The 17123-nt window shown below is 68.2% G+C and carries 13 protein-coding genes; 5 read left to right on the forward strand and 8 right to left on the reverse strand.

The genetic code is table 11. From position 1 onward, the window contains the following. The first annotated feature begins 12 nt into the window (after window positions 1–12). The 3 genes from pseH to VG502_RS13600 are packed head-to-tail and all read left to right on the forward strand — an operon-like array spanning window position 13 to window position 3444. On the forward strand, window positions 13–513 hold the full coding sequence (pseH, locus tag VG502_RS13590; protein WP_325550600.1) for a UDP-4-amino-4,6-dideoxy-N-acetyl-beta-L-altrosamine N-acetyltransferase: 501 nt from the start codon (window positions 13–15) through the stop codon (window positions 511–513). Further along, window positions 506–1564 carry a pseudaminic acid synthase gene (gene pseI / locus VG502_RS13595; protein ID WP_325550601.1) on the forward strand — a complete coding sequence of 353 codons (1059 nt, stop codon included), beginning with the start codon at window positions 506–508 and terminating at the stop codon, window positions 1562–1564. Before pseH ends, pseI begins: the two co-directional genes overlap by 8 nt. Then, the gene (locus VG502_RS13600) at window positions 1561–3444 is read left to right on the forward strand and encodes a hypothetical protein (RefSeq protein ID WP_325550602.1); all 1884 of its coding nucleotides are present in this window, start codon (window positions 1561–1563) and stop codon (window positions 3442–3444) included. The genes pseI and VG502_RS13600 overlap by 4 nt, the downstream gene beginning before the upstream one ends. A 201-nt stretch (window positions 3445–3645) precedes the next feature. On the opposite strand, the gene VG502_RS13605 is transcribed toward VG502_RS13600, so the two are convergent. Continuing rightward, a complete protein-coding gene (locus VG502_RS13605) occupies window positions 3646–3813 on the reverse strand; it encodes a hypothetical protein (RefSeq protein ID WP_325550603.1) in 168 nt (55 codons plus the stop codon). A gap of 829 nt (window positions 3814–4642) precedes the next feature. On the opposite strand from VG502_RS13605, the gene VG502_RS13610 reads away from it, so the two are divergent. Next, window positions 4643–6190, forward strand: coding sequence for an HNH endonuclease (locus tag VG502_RS13610; RefSeq protein ID WP_325550604.1), 1548 nt, complete (start codon window positions 4643–4645; stop codon window positions 6188–6190). A gap of 971 nt (window positions 6191–7161) precedes the next feature. Here the strand turns inward: VG502_RS13610 and VG502_RS13615 are convergent. From VG502_RS13615 to pseB, 6 genes are all read right to left on the reverse strand, one after another. Then, the gene (locus VG502_RS13615) at window positions 7162–8340 is read right to left on the reverse strand and encodes an HNH endonuclease signature motif containing protein (RefSeq protein WP_414655741.1); all 1179 of its coding nucleotides are present in this window, start codon (window positions 8338–8340) and stop codon (window positions 7162–7164) included. Between the two features lie 460 nt (window positions 8341–8800). Further along, window positions 8801–9859 carry a hypothetical protein gene (locus tag VG502_RS13620; protein WP_325550606.1) on the reverse strand — a complete coding sequence of 353 codons (1059 nt, stop codon included), beginning with the start codon at window positions 9857–9859 and terminating at the stop codon, window positions 8801–8803. After that, entirely contained in the window at window positions 9856–11616 is a 1761-nt protein-coding gene (locus tag VG502_RS13625; protein ID WP_325550607.1) for a hypothetical protein, read from the reverse strand. Before VG502_RS13625 ends, VG502_RS13620 begins: the two co-directional genes overlap by 4 nt. Continuing rightward, complete coding sequence (locus VG502_RS13630) at window positions 11546–12559, reverse strand: hypothetical protein (protein ID WP_325550608.1); 1014 nt, start codon at window positions 12557–12559, stop codon at window positions 11546–11548. The genes VG502_RS13625 and VG502_RS13630 overlap by 71 nt, the downstream gene beginning before the upstream one ends. A gap of 6 nt (window positions 12560–12565) precedes the next feature. Further along, entirely contained in the window at window positions 12566–13696 is a 1131-nt protein-coding gene (locus VG502_RS13635) for a DegT/DnrJ/EryC1/StrS family aminotransferase (protein ID WP_325550609.1), read from the reverse strand. A 10-nt stretch (window positions 13697–13706) separates the two neighbouring features. Then, window positions 13707–14720: a UDP-N-acetylglucosamine 4,6-dehydratase (inverting) gene (gene pseB, locus VG502_RS13640; protein ID WP_325550610.1), complete on the reverse strand. Its 1014-nt coding sequence runs from the start codon at window positions 14718–14720 to the stop codon at window positions 13707–13709. Window positions 14721–14804: 84 nt separating this feature from the next. Here pseB and VG502_RS13645 point away from each other — a divergent pair, with 84 nt between their 5' ends. After that, window positions 14805–15851, forward strand: a complete 1047-nt coding sequence (locus tag VG502_RS13645; RefSeq protein WP_325550611.1) for a PseG/SpsG family protein — start codon at window positions 14805–14807, stop codon at window positions 15849–15851. On the opposite strand, the gene VG502_RS13650 is transcribed toward VG502_RS13645, so the two are convergent. Beyond that, entirely contained in the window at window positions 15787–17097 is a 1311-nt protein-coding gene (locus VG502_RS13650) for a cytidylyltransferase domain-containing protein (RefSeq protein ID WP_325550612.1), read from the reverse strand. The genes VG502_RS13645 and VG502_RS13650 overlap by 65 nt on opposite strands. Window positions 17098–17123 lie beyond the last annotated feature (26 nt).

Below are 17123 nucleotides of genomic sequence, written 5' to 3' on the forward strand. Positions count from 1 at the left end.
GAGAAACGCTCGATGCTTCGCCCTGCCACTGACGCCGACAAGGAGAACGTGCGGGTCTGGCGGAACCATCCGCAGGTCCGCGCGGTCTCCCTGACACAGGACATCATCACCCCCGAGGAACACGCAAACTACTGGAAATCCTTGGATGGCAGTGCAATTCGCCGAGTGTTCATCTTCGAGTACGCCGATGTTCCCGCAGGTGTGGTGACCTTCTTCGACATCGACGATGCAGCACACACGGCGATGTGGGGTTACTACCTCGACAACGACGGGTTGCAGGAGCGTGGCCAGCTGCTGCCGGCCTGGATCAAGATCCAGCGGGAGGCCGTGAAGGTGGCGTTCGGTGAACTGCAGCTCGACGAGCTGTATGGCGAAGTGCTCGACGCCAACGCGGCCGTGCGGTCGATGAACACCCGCAACGGCTTCGAGGAGATCAACGCCGAGGAGCGCCTCATCGACGGAGAGCCCGTCACCGTGCACACGATCCGCCGCAGGAGGCAACCGCATGTCTGATCCGGTCGACATCACGATCGGCAAGCACACGATCGGACCGGGACACCGGCCGTTCATCATCGCCGAGGTCTCGGGCAACCACGACGGCTCGCTCGACAAGGCGCTGGACATCGTTCGGATGGTTGCCGATTCGGGTGCGCAGGCGGTCAAGCTCCAGACCTACAAGCCCGAGACGATCACCATCGACTCGGACGCGCCCGACTTCCGGCTGTCGGACGGGCACGAGCTGTGGGGCGGCCGGACCCTGTGGGACCTCTACCAGGAGGCGCACACCCCTTGGGAATGGCACCAGCCCATCTTCGAACTGGCGAATTCCCTTGGCTTGGCCTGCTTCTCGTCACCGTTCGACCCGACCGCGATCGACCTGCTGGAGTCGCTTGACACCCCGGCATACAAGATCGCCTCCTCGGAGATCGTCGACCTGCCGCTGGTCCGGCTCGCCGCCAGCAAGGGCAAGCCGATGATCATCTCCACCGGGATGGCGTCGATCAGCGAGATCGACGCCGCCGTGGCCGCCGCGCGCAGCACCGGCAACGACCAGATCGTGGTGCTCTCGTGCACCGCGGACTACCCGGCCAATCCGGCGGACTCCAACCTGCGCGGAATCCCGGTGCTGCGGGACGCGTTCGGCACCCACATCGGGCTGTCGGACCACACGCCCGGCATCGGCGCGCCGCTGGCCGCGGTCGCGCTCGGCGCGGTGGTCGTCGAGAAGCACGTGACGCTGGCGCGCGAAGGTGGTGGCGTCGACTCGTCGTTCTCCCTCGAACCCGCCGAACTTGCCTCTCTCGCACGCGAATCCGAGGTTGCCTGGCAGTGTCTCGGGCAACCGCGCATCGGCGCCACCGAGGGCGAGCGCGAGGGCCTGCGCTTCCGCCGCTCGCTGTATGTCGTGCAGGACGTGCGCGCGGGTGACCGGGTGACCGCGGACAACGTGCGCTCGATCCGCCCCGCGGGCGGCCTCGCGACCGACGCCTTCGACGTGGTCGAGGGGCGCACCTTCACAACCGACGTGGCGCGTGGCACCGCGCTGAGCTGGGATCTCGTGTGAGGCTGCAGCACAGCGGTGTGCAGCTCGACCCACCGTCGGGTGCGCTGCTGCTCGGCGGGGATCAGTTGCACTGGTCGGATCTGGAGCGCGTCGAGCCGTCCAGTGCGACGTCCTACCTGCTGAGCAGGCTCATCACCGAGCGGCGACCGCGCACCGTGCTGTTGCTCGGCCCACGGGCGGCCGGGCAGCTCGACGCGGTCGCCAGCCCGGAGGTGAGCGTGCTCGTGCGCGGCCTGCCGGATGCTCGGCAGTTGTCCGGACTGGCTCGTGAACGCGACGAATTGCGCGTGTTCTGTGGTGCTTTCGATCGCTTTCCGACCGACCGTAGCTACGACCTGGTCGTGTGCCTCGACGGCCCGACCACGTTGGCAACACCCGACTCCCCCGGTGCGTCCCAGGCCGAGTTGCTGCGCCTGGTCACGTCCGTGCTCGCCCCGGACGGCACGGCAGTGCTGTCGATCGACAACACGCTCGGACTCGACGAGTTGCTGCGCCTGGAGCTGCGGACCACGTTCGACGACGACTCGCAGTGGTTCCGTGGTGCGCCCGACTTCGCGCAGCGCTCGCCATACCGGCACGAGGTGCCTGCGCTGCTGGCCGACGCGGGATTGCAGGTCCAGCAGGGGTTTTCGGCATACACCTCTGCGCAGGCGCCGGTCCTGCTGGTGAGTGACGGCGTCGCGGACGAGTCCGCCCGCTCCGGGACCGTGCGCCGGACCCTGACCGCGCTGCTGCAGCACCTGGAAGCCAACCGGCACAGCCGCACGCCGGCCCTGGCTGACCCGTATGCCGTCGCCCGCAAGGTCGTGGCGGCGGGCCTGCTGTCGCAGGTCGCACCCGCGTGGCTGCTGGTCACGGGTCACGCGGCGTCCGGCGCCACGACCGCGCAACTGCCCGACATCGTGCTCGGGGACGACGTCGCGGCATCCGAATGGGCGGCCGTGCTGACGCTCGATCGCACCGCGGAGGGCTGGTCCCGCAACGCTGCCGGCGCGCACGGCGATCTCCCGCTCGCGGAGCGCCGGTTGCGTCGCGACCTCCGCCGGTTGGGCGTCTCGGACTTCAGCCGCGACGGGGAGTCGCTGCAGGAACGCCTACGCGTCGCCGCCGGCCGTGGTGACGTGCACTCGCTGCGCGACGCCATCCGCGGGTATGCCGAGTGGATGCTAGACCCGGACTTCGCCGACCCGAGCACCCGCTTCTTCGCGACACCCGACAACGTCGTGGTGGACGCCGGAGGCTCGCACGGGTTGCTCGACGGGAGCTGGTCGTGGGCCGAGGCCCTCGAGCCGGAACTGGCTGTGGTGCGCGGGCTGCGGGTGTTCGCCCGCCACCTGCTGCGCAGCGGCGCCGAGCACCGCTGGCGTCCGGACATCAGCCCGGACGAGCTGACCCGGACGCTGGCCGCGATGGCGGAGCTGCCGGTCGATCCGGCCGTCATCGACCGCATCGCGCAGCGGGAGGCCGAGATCAGCGCCGTGCTGCAGCAACTGAGCGCGGTGGACGAAAGCCATTCGTACGCAACAAATCTCGCCGGTGGCGCCTCGCAGTTCACCGCAACGCCCGGCCCGGCCCGCGGCTATCGCGAGAGCCTCGCGCTCACCGGTCGGATGTCGCAGGAGTTGCATGAGCGCGGCGAGCAGGTGCAGTGGCTGGAGTCGTCCTTGCGCGACCGCGACCGTAGGGTGGCTGCGCTGGAGCGGGAGTTGTCCTCGGTGCGTGGCTCGGTCAGCTATCGCGCCGGCCGCAAGATCACCGCACCCGGCCGCGGCGCTGGCCAGGCGGTCGTGCGTGCCGGGCGCAAGGGTGCCCTGTCGATGCTCCCGCCGGACTTCGCACCACGTGCCGAGCGCGCGTTGCGCAAGCTGCTGGATCGCTGAGTCCGACCTGGAGCAGGTGCCGCGTGCCGTATCGGGCCGGCGTCCCGGGATGCCCACCCGGACAGGGTTTACGGGACGCGCATCGCCACGCCGCCGCGGGATCATGTCGTGCCGGCGGGGCCCACCGTTTGTGGAACGTCCTTCGGGACGGGCTCGGCGGTGCGGTGTGTGCGAACGGCGAGCCGAATGGTCGCAACGGGCTTAGTCGTCTTCGTCTGCGGGATCGAGTCGTTCGCTGATACGAACCGCGACCAGCGCCGCCGCAAACGTGATCGCGAGCTCGACGTACCACGGGTCTGTGAACTTCACGGCGAGCATCGTGATGAAGGCGAAGATGAACCACACCAGGTATTTGACCGCGCGTTGCATGGCGCGAAGCCTATGGGTGTCGCCAGCTGCCAGCAGACCTAATGGCGTATATCCGCGGATGCTGAATCTGTTGTCGGCGCAGTCAACTACCGGTCGCGACAGGCGATCGGTATACGGTCACGCCCCGCGTGACGATACTTAAACGCGCTCCAGGAAGGTCACAACAGGTGTAGAGCTCACGTCAAAGCGGGCTCAGCTCGGCTTCCCATCGGCCGGTGCCCTCCAGTTCGTCGACGAACGCACGCCCTGCGACAGCGGCCTGGAACCAAGCCCTCCGCTGCGCCGGAAAGACTCCATCACCCATTCCGACAGCTCTCCGCCGTGCCGAGTCACCGCTGCCGCCAACCACGTCTCATGTCAGGAGCGCTGCGGTACGGGTACGTGACGTAAACCTCGTACTCACTCCTGGGCCCCATGGTCCGAGACTAATCCAGGCCCGCTGGCCCGTGAGCCGATCCGCTATCGGGGCCGCTTACGACCGGCCAACGCCGGCGGCTGCGGTATGTCGAGCAAAGACAACCCGACCCAGTCGATCGCAACGACAACGAGTCAAACCAGTGCTCGCCTGCCGTTCGGTCGGATCCGCTCAACTCGTCACCAACCGTTGGCCACAAGCAATGCCCGCACGGGCGATCGATGAGCCACTCCGCGCCGCGATCCGCACCGAACGTGGAGATCACGACGGCCTGCCACTCGTATGACCGCCGCAGGGCAAAGCTACCCAACCTGACGGCCTTGTGGACAACCGTAGCCACACGAGGGGGATGTGGATAACACTCGAGCGCGAAAAGCGTTGCATACCAGGACAATTCATGGCATAATCGAACACATGAACGACACATCGCAGGGCGCGGAAGCGGGCACTATTGGCGCCCTCGACGCGTCTGCGGTGCGCGCGTTCCACGACCGACTCGACAGTCCGGTCACCGGTAATGACGTGCTGGCCGAGTTGCGGGCGTGCGAGGAGCTGAAGAACGCTCTGGCCGCCCGGCAGGCCCGTCTTGCGGTGGCCGTGCACGAGAACCAGTCGGCGCGAGACGTGCCGCGCGGCATCTCGAAAGCGGATACCGCCCGAGAAGCCGGTTCCCGAATCGCCCTCGCCCGGCGCTGCGCGCCGCATCTGGGCTCTCGGTTGCTCGGGCTCGCGCACGCCGTGGTCGAGGAGATGCCACACACCCGCAGGGCACTGGCCGCCGGGGTGATCACCGAGTGGGACGCCACCGTGTTGTGCCGGGAAACCGCCTGTTTGACGCGTGAGGGTCGGGCCGCGGTGGACGCGGCAGTCGCCGAACTGCTCGGCACGGTCAGTCACCAGCGGCTCGAGGCCGAGGCCAAGAAGCACGCCTACCAGACCGACCCCGCCGCGGTCACCGCGCGGCGAGCGCGGGCCGAGACCGAACGCCGCGTCACCCTGCGCCCGGCGCCGGACTGCATGACCCGGTTCAGCGCGCTGCTACCGGTCAAGGACGGAGTCGCCTGCTTTGCGGCACTGTCCGCGTTCGCCGACGCCACTGCAACCCCGGACCATCCGCGCGGGCAAGTCATGGCCGACACCCTGGTCGGGCGTGTCACCGGACGCTTCCCCATGGGTGCGAAACAACCTGTGGACAATGCGGACTCGTCCGCAGCCTCCGAACCAACTGTGAACAACGACGATCCGTCCGCTACTGCCGAACCGGCCGGCGCACCTGCATCGCCCGAGCGGTCGGGAGCGCCGAACGCGGCCGCCGCACCGAACACAGCCGGGCAGCCCGATGGACGCGGACCCGAGTCGGCCGCTGCCGACAACCCACAACCCGCGCGGAGCCCCCAGAGCTGGAGTCCCCAGAGCTCGCCGAAGCCGCAGATCCGGATCAACCTGCTGATGCCACTGGGCGCCCTGACCGGTGACGTGCCGGCCTACCTGCCCGGCTACGGCCCGATACCGGCCGACCTGGCGCGGGAGTGGCTGACCGACCCCGAGCTGGCGGTCCAGGTCCGGCGCCTGTTCGCCTTCCCCGACAGCGGCGACCTGGTCGGGATGGACTCCCGAGCGCGCACCTACTCCGGTCTGTTGGCCGAGTTCATCCGGTTGCGCGACCAGACGTGCCGCACGCCGTTCTGCTCCGCGCCGATCCGGCATACCGACCACATCCAATCCCACGCCGACGGCGGGCCCACCAGCGAACGCAACGGCGAGGGTCTCTGCGAGTGGTGCAACTACGGCAAAGAACATCCCGACCACCACGTCACCGGTCACGCCGGCGAAACAACCACCCGCCTCGGCGGCCTCACAGCCACCAGTCGACCGCCCGCGCCACCGGGGATGCCACCAGCGACCGCGTCATACGTCGAACGCACCCTGATCGATGTCCTTTGGAAGCACTGGACCAGCTAACCCGCAGTGACACACCGCGTTGTGCACAGCCCTGCACGAGCGCGCCCAGCCCAGCCCACCCCGCGAGCCCGAGCCAGTGGACGTTCCACATGCGGATCCTCAAATGGCTTAGCCAATTGCTTGATTCAGCTCGACGGCCTCGCAAGTTTCGTCTGGCGATCACGCAATCCGACGCATGCGACAACACAGCCACCGACGATGGAAGGAATTGCCCACCATGACCAGCCGATCTGGATTGCTCGGGTGACGCCCCAGAAGACAAGCAGTGCGCCAAGCGCGACGGTCACCCACCGGTGGCGCGATCGACTCTCGGCTCTCATATTGCGAAGATTACTTGCACGACAACGTCTTGGTAGCTCGTCCTGGCGATCTCGGGTACCCGTTTGCCGATCCGCGTACGGCGGCGGGTCTCAAACGGCGTGGCATGGTGTGGCTCTTGCGTCAATAGTTCTGCGCAGAGCTTTCGCGTGAGATCCTGGGCTTCATGCGCCAAGGGTGGCTTTGCGCGTCTGCGCTCATCGCGACGCTGCTGAGCGCCTGCGGCTCTCCAGGCGGGAGCCCAACCCGTAGCCAACGGCCGATCACCGTGACGATCGGCATCGTGTACGCCGGGGGTCCAGCGCCCGGCAATTCCAAGCAACTCGTACCCGGAACCATCCGACTACGGGGACCGGCAACTGACAAGTCCAGGCATGTCGCCGACGGTCAGACCACGACCTTTTCGGTGCAGCCGGGTGGGTACACCGCAACTGCCCGAACCGGGAATGCCCAGTGCGCCAAGCTGAAGATCAAGGTGACGACCCGCGCGGTCGGAAACGGGTCGCCGTTGCTGGTTCGCTGCCACGTGAAGTAGGCCAGGCCCCGGGCCGCTGCGTAGACACAGACCTGCCCGATTGCGGATCCCTAGCGGGGCAAGCCGATTGACGGCATGGACGAATCCGGTTCACACGGAAATGACCATCCGACGGAACTCAGGCAGCAGCGGTTTGATGGCCCGGCATCCGGCCCGGTGTCAGGTCCCAGTGCACGCCGTCGGGTTGTATTTCGGCGGTGTACCCCTGCCGATGGACGGTTTGATGGTGTCGGCAGCAGAGCAGTGCCGAATTGGTCAACGAAGTCTCGCCACCGGCCCACCATGGCTTCACGTGGTGGACTTCGCAAAAACCCGGTGGCCGGTCACAGCCAGGGAAACTGCATCCACCGTCACGCAGGATCACCGCGGCCCGAATTGCCTTGGTGGCCAATCGTTCTCGTCGCCCCACATCCAGGGGCTGGCTCGGGCCGCCGAGCACGACGGGGATGAGGTCCGCGGTGCACGCGAGCCGGCGGGCAGCACCCGCGTCGAGCACGTCACCGGTGCTGGTGGTTGCGCCGTGACCGCCCAGGAGTTCCTGCAACCCCATCGTCAGCAGCACAGTCGCCGCACCGGCCTGGGTGCCTTCCCCAGCAGCCGCGCGGGCACCGGCACCGACCAGCTCCATCAACGCATCGGCCCGACGTTTGCCCGGCGACCGCTCATCCCGCACCGACTCACCGGAGCCCTTCGTCGAACCGGAGCCTGTCGACGCGTCGGCCTCTTGCTGCGTGTCGTCGGCGCCGAGGCCGAACGCGACACCGGCCCCGCCGGTCCGGCTCGAACCGGTCGACGCATCGGGCCTCGATACACGGTCTCCCCCGCTCCGCTCCTCCGCCGCTACTCGACCCGCATACTCCGGCTTCGCCGGTCGGGGTGCGGATTTGGCGTTGATCGCTTCCTTGAGGATCGCCGCGTTCGCCGGTGACAGCTCCGCGACCAACCGGGTCATCCCCGTCCCCGTGGTGGACCAGGACAACGACTCGGTGCCTTCGAGCTTCTCGTCGTCCTTGGACAGTTTGTCCGGTGCGAACTTGTCGATGATCCGCCGAGTCAGTTTCGTCAGCCCGCCACATCCGAGTGCGGGGTCGATCTGCAGGAACCAGCCCAACACCTCGCCGCGTTCGGCGGTCGGGATCACCGGCCCGACCTTGTCGGCCTGGGTCAGGGCGGTGCGCGCGGATTCGACCGAGCACGACCCGGCCAGTAGTGCTTGGGTGATGACGGTGTTCTTGCGGTGTTGGCATGCGTCAGCCACGGACGCCATCGCCCGGAGTGTCCGGGGCTCCACCGGCACCCCACCGGACAAGTGCCCGGCCAGCCATTGCCCGGTGGTGGCCGCACTGCGCCCCTGTCGACCGCCTCCGCGGTCACGACCGTCGTCACTTGCGCCGAACGGCCGTGCAACCGCAACAAGGCCGCCACCAGCTCGTCCTCCTCGGCGGTGCCGAGCTGATGCAGTGCCCCTGGAATCTCGTCCAACAGCGCGGCCATCGTCTGAACCGCAGCGAGCAATTCGGGCCCGCGCCCCGGCTCGGCCATCGGGACACCGTCCACTACCGAGTGAATGATGCTCATGGCGCGAACCCCCTTCCCCTGTAAGCGTTTTCGCTTGCTTACAGGATACCTGGAGGTCCTGACGATGCCTAGCATTTTATCGAACACATTTCTGCATATCCGTATATGGACGAGCCATGAATCCTGGACCTGCAGGAGGCCGGCGACGCCCCCGGAACCGGGCACGCCCGGCCCGGCGATCAGTCGGCCGGGGTGTCCCAGATCAGCCGCATACGACCGAGCTCTGCCGGCACGTCGACGCCGGCGGCGTCGGTGACGACGCGGAGCAGCACCGGCTCGGCCGCCATACCCGGCTCGATGTGCAGGTCGGCGTGCGCGTGCGCGGCGTTGTCGGAGCCTGCCCGCAGCACCAGGCGGGCATGCACGGGGGCACCGCTCTCCAGCCCCACCCCGTCGAGGTGGATCAGGCCGTCGTCCAGCCAGCGCCGCAGTACGTCGTGCATGGCGACGGTCGGGCCGGTCGAGAGCAGCCGCCGGCGCGACTCCCGGATCGCCTTGTTGACGGCGCGCCGGCCGAGGGTGGCCGCTCGCGGGTACTGCCGCCGTACCCGCACGTGCACCGGCGCGATCGATCCGTCCAGTTGCGGCCAGGTCGTGATCAACTGCGCCGCGAATCCGTCGAGCTGCCGCCCGACGAACGGCGTCACCGCGGCTGCGGTGCCGTCCGGGACGAACAGCTCGATCTGGTCGATGCGCACACCGACCTGGCTGTAGGGCATGATCCGCGCCTCGGCCCACTCGGGCAGGCCGGTGGCGTCGACCGCCTCCAGGATCAGCAGCCCCTCCCTGGTGACCGAGCCTGGCAACAGGTCGAATTCGACCGTGCCGGTGGCCGGAGCACCATGCGTGTCCGTGGCCGGCGCCAGATAGCAGACCGCTCGTGTCTCCCCCTGACTGCGCAGCACCAGCAGCCGGCCGGTCGCGGTGTCCTCGCGGGTCACGTGCTCCGGCGGTCGCTTGTGCCACCAGTCCTCGGACGTCTTGTCGATCGACATCCGCACCCGGACCCGCAGCGGCCGGCTCGCATCGACATCGACCTTCGCGCCGATCAGCGACGGTGACAGGGCGAACCGTCCCACGATCGCCACACCCCGGGTGAACCGGTCGACGACCTGCAGCTCGGGTCGCTGTCCCGCCGTCAGCACGGTCGGCACCGGCAACAGCGGCACCGGCTGGTCGAAGATCGTGTCGAAGGACAGCGGCGACTCGGAGTGCGCGCGGATCACTTCCTGGGTCACTTGGTCCGCACCGCCCCGAGCTGCATCGCCAACCGCTCGGCGCCGTCGGTGAAATCGAACCTGGTCAAAATCGGTTCCTTCCGTGTCCACATCCGTTGTGCCGCTTGCAGGGCCGCCTCGCCGTCACTCTCCACGTGCCGCATCGCGACGGTCAGAGCGCGGATCAGGCTGTCGTTCTGGCCCATGTCCCAGTGCTGCACCAGCATCGAGGCGACGTCCCCGCCGCCGCGGTAGAACCACTGCCACAACCGCGCGCGCTCGACCTGCTCCTGGGTGATCGGTGACGAACCGGCCACCAACTTCTCGATGGAGTCGTCCAGCAGCCGCCAGTAGTCCTCACGGTCCCGCGCCACCATGCTGAAACCGCACTGGCTCCACTCCGACCAGCCGGCCTGCAGTGCGGGCACGCCATACACCGGCAGCTCGGCGCTCACGCTGCCGCGGACCGTCACGCCGAGGTCGACCAGGCTCCAGATGATGTTCTTGGACAGGTCGAAGCTGCGGCGGAACTGCAGGTGCGGGTGGTCCGTATGACGCTCCTTGACCGTGTCGAAGAAGCCCGTCACGTCATACAGGAACTGCGCCGGGTGGTCCTGGAAGAGCCAGTTGACGCGGGTGTCCTGCGCCGCGTGCTCGGCCATCTTCTCGAACCAGTCGGCGAGGTCGTCGAAGATCTCCCGGTTGGTGCCGAGGGCGTCGGAGACGGCGTGGTTGAAGACCACCACGACGGGTTTGCTCTCGTCGAATCCCAGACGCCGCATTGCGTGCTTTCGCAAGTCTTTTCGCTCGACCGGGTTGGTGAGCTCCAGGGAGCTGACCACACCTCCGCCGCGCCACCACGACGGTCGGCCCAGGTTGCTCTTCGCCCGCCACGCCGTCAGCTCGGCACTGCGGCGCAGCAACTCCCGGTTGGACCACAGGTTCTCCTCGAAGAACTGCCCGATCTCACGGGTCAGGTGCTCGCGGAACGTTCCCTCGGTCCGGCGTTCGGGACCGAGCATGTAGGCCTTCAGCCCACCGGTGGTCTGCACGTGGATGACGGGAACCTCGAAGCGCATCGCCGACTCCACCGCTAGGCCCCAGTGGTTGTAGTCGACGTGGCTGGTGACCACGGCCACCGTGTTCAGGTGCTGCAACAGCCCGTCGTAGACGTCGGAGAACTCGACGCTGCGGCGGCGCACCTCGTCGGCCTTCTCGGCCTCGTCCTCCGTCACACGAGGCACCCGCGCGACCCGCGCGGTTGTGGCTTCGACCACGGACTCGAGCGTCTCCGGGTCGATGCCGGACCGCACGTCGCCGGGTATGACGGTGCCGCCGACCTCGAAGTCGCGGCGCACGCCGCGGACCCGCTCGTCAACGATCTCGTGTATGTCGATGACGTCGTCGGCGCCATACGCGTGGGCGAGCCGGGTCAGCAATTCCTTGTCGTAGTAAGTCCATTGGAAGCTCAGCCAGTCCGAGTCCGCACCCAGCACGATCACCACCCGCGCGGGGGTGACCCGGCGGATCGCATTGGCGATGGTCAGGCTGCGGATGCCAACTCGAATGTCCTCGGTCATCAACTCGACCAGGATGGTCCCGTCTCCGGAGGGCAGCGTGTTGGTCAGCCAGAACTGCTGTGCCACCTCGCAGAAGCGGTCGAAGGACGCACCGAGCTTCTGCGGGTTGGGCGCCTGCCGCCGCTTGTCAAAGCGCGTGTCGGTCGGTTTGGCCGGCGCGGTCTTGCTCCTGACCGCTGCGTTGACCGCCGGCTTCACCGGCGCCGGAATCCTGTTCCGGACCTTCGTCGTCCGTCGGAATCCGATCGAGTTGCTCACTGTCGTCCTCACCACTTTCACTCATCGATGTCCCGTCGGTGACGGGCGCTGCCGCGTCGGTCGCCGGGTCGGCATCGCGCCAACCCAGCGCCTCGCGAAGTTCGTACCGGCTGAGCAGTTCCTGCTCGCCGAGCTGCTCCGATGCCAGTTGTCGCGCGTAGTCGTCCGGCACGAACGGCTGATGCAGCTCCGGGAACAGGCGCAGCTGCTTGGCCCGGCCGCCGAGCACGGCGCGCTCGTTCTCCAGGATCATCGGATCTCCGTAGACACCGATCTGAGCGCCGACGCTCGCGCCATACAGCAGGGCGCTGCCGAGCCGGTTGCTCACCACCCGCCGGTGCCGGCGCAACTCGGCCAGTTGCTTGTCGAGGAAGTGCACGTCGGTCCCGCGCCACATGTGTCCCCGGTAGCCGTGCGAGATGACCCGAAATCCGGCGCGTTCGTAGATGCGGCGAACTGCCTTGTCCTGGAACTCGTTCCAGTAGAGGCAGACGGTGATCGGCACATCGCCCTCGACCTCACGCAGCTGGCGCACGTACCGGTCGTGGCTGCCGACGATCAGTTGCTGCTCCCAACCGTGGAACGGGTAGACAATGGTCCCGGTCCGCTCGGTCGGAGCCGAATCACGTTCCAACCGAAGGAGATACGACCAGGGAGAGCCGACCACGACATACCGCCGCAGGCCGAGCGACCACCCACGGCGTGCCACGTCGTGCGACCAGACGAACCGTGGGAACCCGGGTGCGAACTGGGTGCCGACCGCGAACCCGTCGTGGGTGTTCCAGCCGTGCTGCAGGTAGCCCCAGATCCTGGGCACCTCGGCGAGCCCGGCATACCGCGCGAGCACGTGGGCATGCCCGTAGAAATGGTTGGCGTGATGCATCGGGTGTCAGGCCCCGACGAAGTCGCGCACGAGCTCGATCACCCGGTCGACGTCGGCGTCGGTCAGCGTCGGGAACATCGGCAGGCTGATCTCCTGCGCCGAGTAGGTCTCCGCGACGGGGAACTGTCCCTGCCGCCAGCCGAGGTCCGCGAAGAGCGGCTGACGGTGCACCGGGATGTAGTTGACCTGCACGCCGATGCCGTGCGAGCGCAGGTGCTCGAAGAGCTCGCGGCGCCGGCCGTCGACGATGCGCAACGGGTAGAGGTGCCACATCGGGTCCGCCCCCGCGCGGGTCGCGGGCAGCCGCAACGCGTCGATGCCCCGCAGGCCCGCGTTGTAGCGATGATGGATCGCCCGGCGCCGCGCCTTGAAGAGCGCCAGCCGCCGCAACTGGTTGGACCCCAGGGCGGCCAGCACGTCCGGCAGGCGGTAGTTGAGCCCGAGCGAGTGCACCTCGTAGTGCCACGGCCCGTCGTCCGCCGTCCGCAGCTTCGCGGGATCCCGGGTGTAGCCGATCCCCTTGAAATCCCTTGCCCTGTCGAGGATCTCGTCGCGCGTGGAGACGACCGCGCCGCCCTCGGCGGTGGTGAGGTTCTTGGTCGGGAAGAAACTGAACGTCGTGACGTCGGCGAGCGACCCGACCGGTTGCCCGTCGAGCGTGCCCGCTATCGAATGCGCCGCGTCCTCCAGGAGTATGGCGCCGCCGGCGTGCGCGACCTCGGCCAGCGCGGTGGCGTCGATCGGGTGCCCCGCGAAGTCGACACCGGCCACGACAGCCGTCTGCGCGGTCATGGCGTCCTTCACCGCGAGGGGGTCCAGGTTGCCGGTGTCCTCGCTGACGTCGGCGAAGACGATCCGGGCTCCCTGCCACATCGCCGTCGTCGCGGTGGCGAAGAACGTCAGCGGGGTGGTGATCACCTCGTCACCGGGCCCGATGCCGAGCCCGGCATACGCCGTGTGCAGCGCAGCGGTGCCCGACGTGACGCTGACCGCCGGCGTTTCGAGCCCGGCGATCGCGGCGATGTCGCGTTCGAAGGCCTGCACGGCGGGTCCGGTCGTCAGCCAGTCGCCACGCATGACATTGGCGACGGCCTCGATGTCGGACTCGTCGATCGACTGTCGGCCGTAGGGAAGCATCGGCCGGCGCCTAGCGCGCGACGGAGGTCAGGCCCAGGTGACCGAGCTCGAGCACCCGGGCGATGTCGGCGGCGTCATACCAGAGGTCGTTCTTGTCCGAGGAGCAGTGGAAGCCTGCGGGCACCGGCTTCGCGTCCTCGATCTTGCGGTAACCCCAGCTGGCGAGCTCGGGCTCGAGCACGAAGTACTTGCCGTCCTGCACGATGACCGCACGACGGCCCTCCTCGGGACTGATCATCTCCTCGTGCAGCTTCTCGCCCGGCCGCAGGCCGATGTCGTGCATCCGTGCCCCGGGAGCGATCGCCTGGGCGAGGTCGGTCACCTTGTGCGACGCGATGTGCGGCACGACCAGTTCACCGCCCTGCATCATCGCGAAGGTGTCCAGCACCATCTGGACGGCCTCGGGCAGGGTGATCAGGAACCGGGTGCAGCGCATGTCCGTGATCGGCAGCGACTCCCCCGCCTCGTGCAGCGCCCGGAACTTCGGCACGATCGAGCCGCGGGAGCCGGTGACATTGCCATAGCGAACCACCGAGAAGCGTGTCGGGTATGCCGCTGCGTAATGGTTGCCGAGGATGAAGAGTTTGTCTGCCGTTAACTTGGTGGACCCGTAAAGATTGATCGGGCTGGAGGCTTTGTCCGTCGACAGCGCGACGACTTTCTTGACCCCGGCATCGATGGCCGCCTCGACGACATTCTGCGAACCCAGCACATTCGTCTTCACGAACTCGAACGGGTTGTATTCGCCGGTGTCGACCTGCTTCAGCGCGGCCGCGTGCACCACGTGGTCGACGCCGTGCATCGCCCGCCGCAGGCGCTCCAGATCCCTGACGTCGCCGATGAACCAGCGCAACCGCGGGTCGTCGTTGAACATCTGGCGAACTTCCCATTGCTTCAGCTCATCGCGTGAGTAGACGATGACACGATGGGGATTCTGATCCTCCAGCAGTCGGGTGATGAAGGCCTTTCCGAAAGACCCTGTGCCACCCGTTACCAGGACCGAAGAACCCTGCAAATCAGTCACGTACTAACTCCCAATCAGCGAAATGATCGACACTTGCAGCCAGGGACGATACCGAGTGAAAACAATGCAGCTACCATCATTGCGATGACATTTGAGGAAACCTTTCACGAACGGATCGCGCTGCGGTGCGACGCCACCGCGGCGATCGGCGTCGGGCACGTGGTGCGCTGTGTCGCGCTCGGTCAGGAGCTGCGGGCGCGCGGCTTCGACGTGGTGCTCTGGGGACGCATCGACGGCATCGACTGGCTGTCCGAGCTGGTCGCCGATAGCGGCCTGGGCCGACTGCCCGCCGCCGACCGAGTGAGTGAGCAGGTGCACGAGGCCGACGCGGCGGGCTTCGCCGGCGTCGTCCTCGACGGCTATCACCTGCCCGTCCCGCTGGGTGACGCACTCCGCGACGCCGGGCACGTCGTGCTGGCGCTGGTCGACGGCGACTTCGGCGCCGCCCAGGCCGCCGACGTGTATGTCGACCAGAACCTCGGAGCCGAGCCGCACCGCGGCGGACCGGCCGGCTCGCAATGCCTCACCGGGCCGGAGTTCACACTGCTGCGCGACTCGGTCCGGATGCACCGCCGGACGCCCGGGCCCACGAGCGCCACCGGTGAGATCCGTTCTGTGCTGGCCGTATTCGGCGGGACCGACCCGGCCGGTGTCGCGCCGCGCGTCATACCTGCGCTGCTCGCAACGGGCGCCGAGCTCGACGTGTCGGTGGTCGCATCGAACCCCGTCGTCGCCGACCGGCTCGCCGCGCTCCACCTGTCCTCACGGCAGCGGCTGCGCGTCATACCGCCGCAGCGGGAGCTGGCGGCGCTGGCCGCGACGAGCGACCTGACGATCAGCGCGTCCGGCACGACCGTCTGGGAGCTGCTCGCGATCGGGGTGCCGACCGCGGTCGTGTGTGCCGTCGACAACCAGCGGCTCGGCTATCGCGCCCTACTGGCCGCCGATGTCGCCACCGGACTCGGCGAGCTGCCAGACCTGGATCCCATGCAGGTGACCTCCGTCCTGCGCGAACTCCTCGAAAACCCGCAGCGCGCAACCGATCTCGCCGCCCGTGGGCAGCTTCTCATTGATGGCGAGGGCCGCTGTCGGGTCGCTGATGCGCTCGCAGCGCTGCTGCCTGATCGGTGATCTGCTCCGGCGACTCCGCCGGGAGGACGACACTCCTGACGCCCGGCCGGCGCAGCGCCTCCTGCGCCGACGGCAGGTCAGCGCAGCGTATGGCGACCAGTCGATCCCCGACCTCCGGAGGGATCGACTCGCGCAACCCCCAGGGCAACTCCAGGTACCCGACGCTCCGATCGCTCATCGCCTCGTCGAGTTCGGATTCGTCCAGCACGCCACAGCCGAGCAGTCGGACCCGTCCGTCCTTCTGATGCCGCAGGAGCGTGTCGCGCGACTCGGCCAGGTCCACGGGTGAGTGGGCGACCACCACGTCGACCGCCGAACTTCCAAGTCTGGCAAGGGTTTCCCAGACCGCGGCATCCGCGCCGTCCGGGAGCCCGGCGGTCAGCTCCGCGACGACGCCCACGCGTTCACTCAAGCCGTGCCGCAGCGCCCGGCCGAGCCGGGTCGCGCTCTCCGGATCGGTCACCCGGATGTAGGTCGCGCCGGACAACGCCGCCTGCTCCAGCACCTGCGACGCTGACGCCGCATCCAGGACACCGACCCGCCCGGCGCTGATCCAGGGCAGCGGCTCCGGCACCGCCCCGCCGGCGGCCACCCAGGCATCGAGCAACTGACGCCAGGTGGCGGTCAGCACGTCCGGCACGGTCGCCAGCGCGCGGGCCGCGATCGTGAAGTCCAGCAGGGTGTCGACGGTGCACCGCACCCGTCCCGCGGCGCCCGAAACCGGTGGCACCCAGGTGAAGTCGTCGGTGTGCCGCCTGATCCAGGGCGTCACGTGCTCCCTGTCGTATGCCGTCTCGGCCGACCTATCGGCTTCCCGCAGCAGCCCCGCGGTGAACACCTCGGCACCCATGCCATAGATGGTCTCGGTCGTCACGCGCACGTAGTCCTGACCGGCTTCGCGCATGCGGGCGATGAGCTCCTCGACATACGTGCCGTCCGGCCCGACGTTGTCACCGGTCAGCCGGACGACCAGATCGTCGTCGGCCAGCCCGTCGGTCGCGCCGACGAAGCGCCCCAGTGTGTCGTGCAGGTCGCCGCGGAACACTGCGACGCCGGCGCTCTCGAGCGCGACTGCCAGCGCATCGTCGTCGCGCTCGACACTGGTCGCAACGACGACGTCCAGCCCGGTGTTCGCTGCACGTTGAGCCGCGAGGACCACCAGCGGCCGGCCGGCGAGGGTGAGGAGCGCCTTGCCCGGCAACCGGGACGACGACAGGCGCGACTGGAGCACGACACGGACTCTCATACGCGGAGGGTAAGCGCCGAAAGTGA

This window comes from Flexivirga sp., from assembly GCF_035551235.1.
In the GTDB taxonomy this organism is placed as follows: domain Bacteria; phylum Actinomycetota; class Actinomycetes; order Actinomycetales; family Dermatophilaceae; genus Flexivirga.

What these genes read in the sequence shown, in the direction of transcription:
- VG502_RS13630 (WP_325550608.1), bottom strand. Translation starts at nt 12,559, where the DNA reads ATGCATCACGCCAACCATTTCTACGGGCATGCCCACGTGCTCGCGCGG.
- VG502_RS13645 (WP_325550611.1), top strand. Translation starts at nt 14,805, where the DNA reads ATGACATTTGAGGAAACCTTTCACGAACGGATCGCGCTGCGGTGCGAC.
- VG502_RS13650 (WP_325550612.1), bottom strand. Translation starts at nt 17,097, where the DNA reads ATGAGAGTCCGTGTCGTGCTCCAGTCGCGCCTGTCGTCGTCCCGGTTG.
- pseI (WP_325550601.1), top strand. Translation starts at nt 506, where the DNA reads ATGTCTGATCCGGTCGACATCACGATCGGCAAGCACACGATCGGACCG.
- VG502_RS13610 (WP_325550604.1), top strand. Translation starts at nt 4,643, where the DNA reads ATGAACGACACATCGCAGGGCGCGGAAGCGGGCACTATTGGCGCCCTC.
- VG502_RS13635 (WP_325550609.1), bottom strand. Translation starts at nt 13,696, where the DNA reads ATGCTTCCCTACGGCCGACAGTCGATCGACGAGTCCGACATCGAGGCC.
- VG502_RS13605 (WP_325550603.1), bottom strand. Translation starts at nt 3,813, where the DNA reads ATGCAACGCGCGGTCAAATACCTGGTGTGGTTCATCTTCGCCTTCATC.
- pseH (WP_325550600.1), top strand. Translation starts at nt 13, where the DNA reads ATGCTTCGCCCTGCCACTGACGCCGACAAGGAGAACGTGCGGGTCTGG.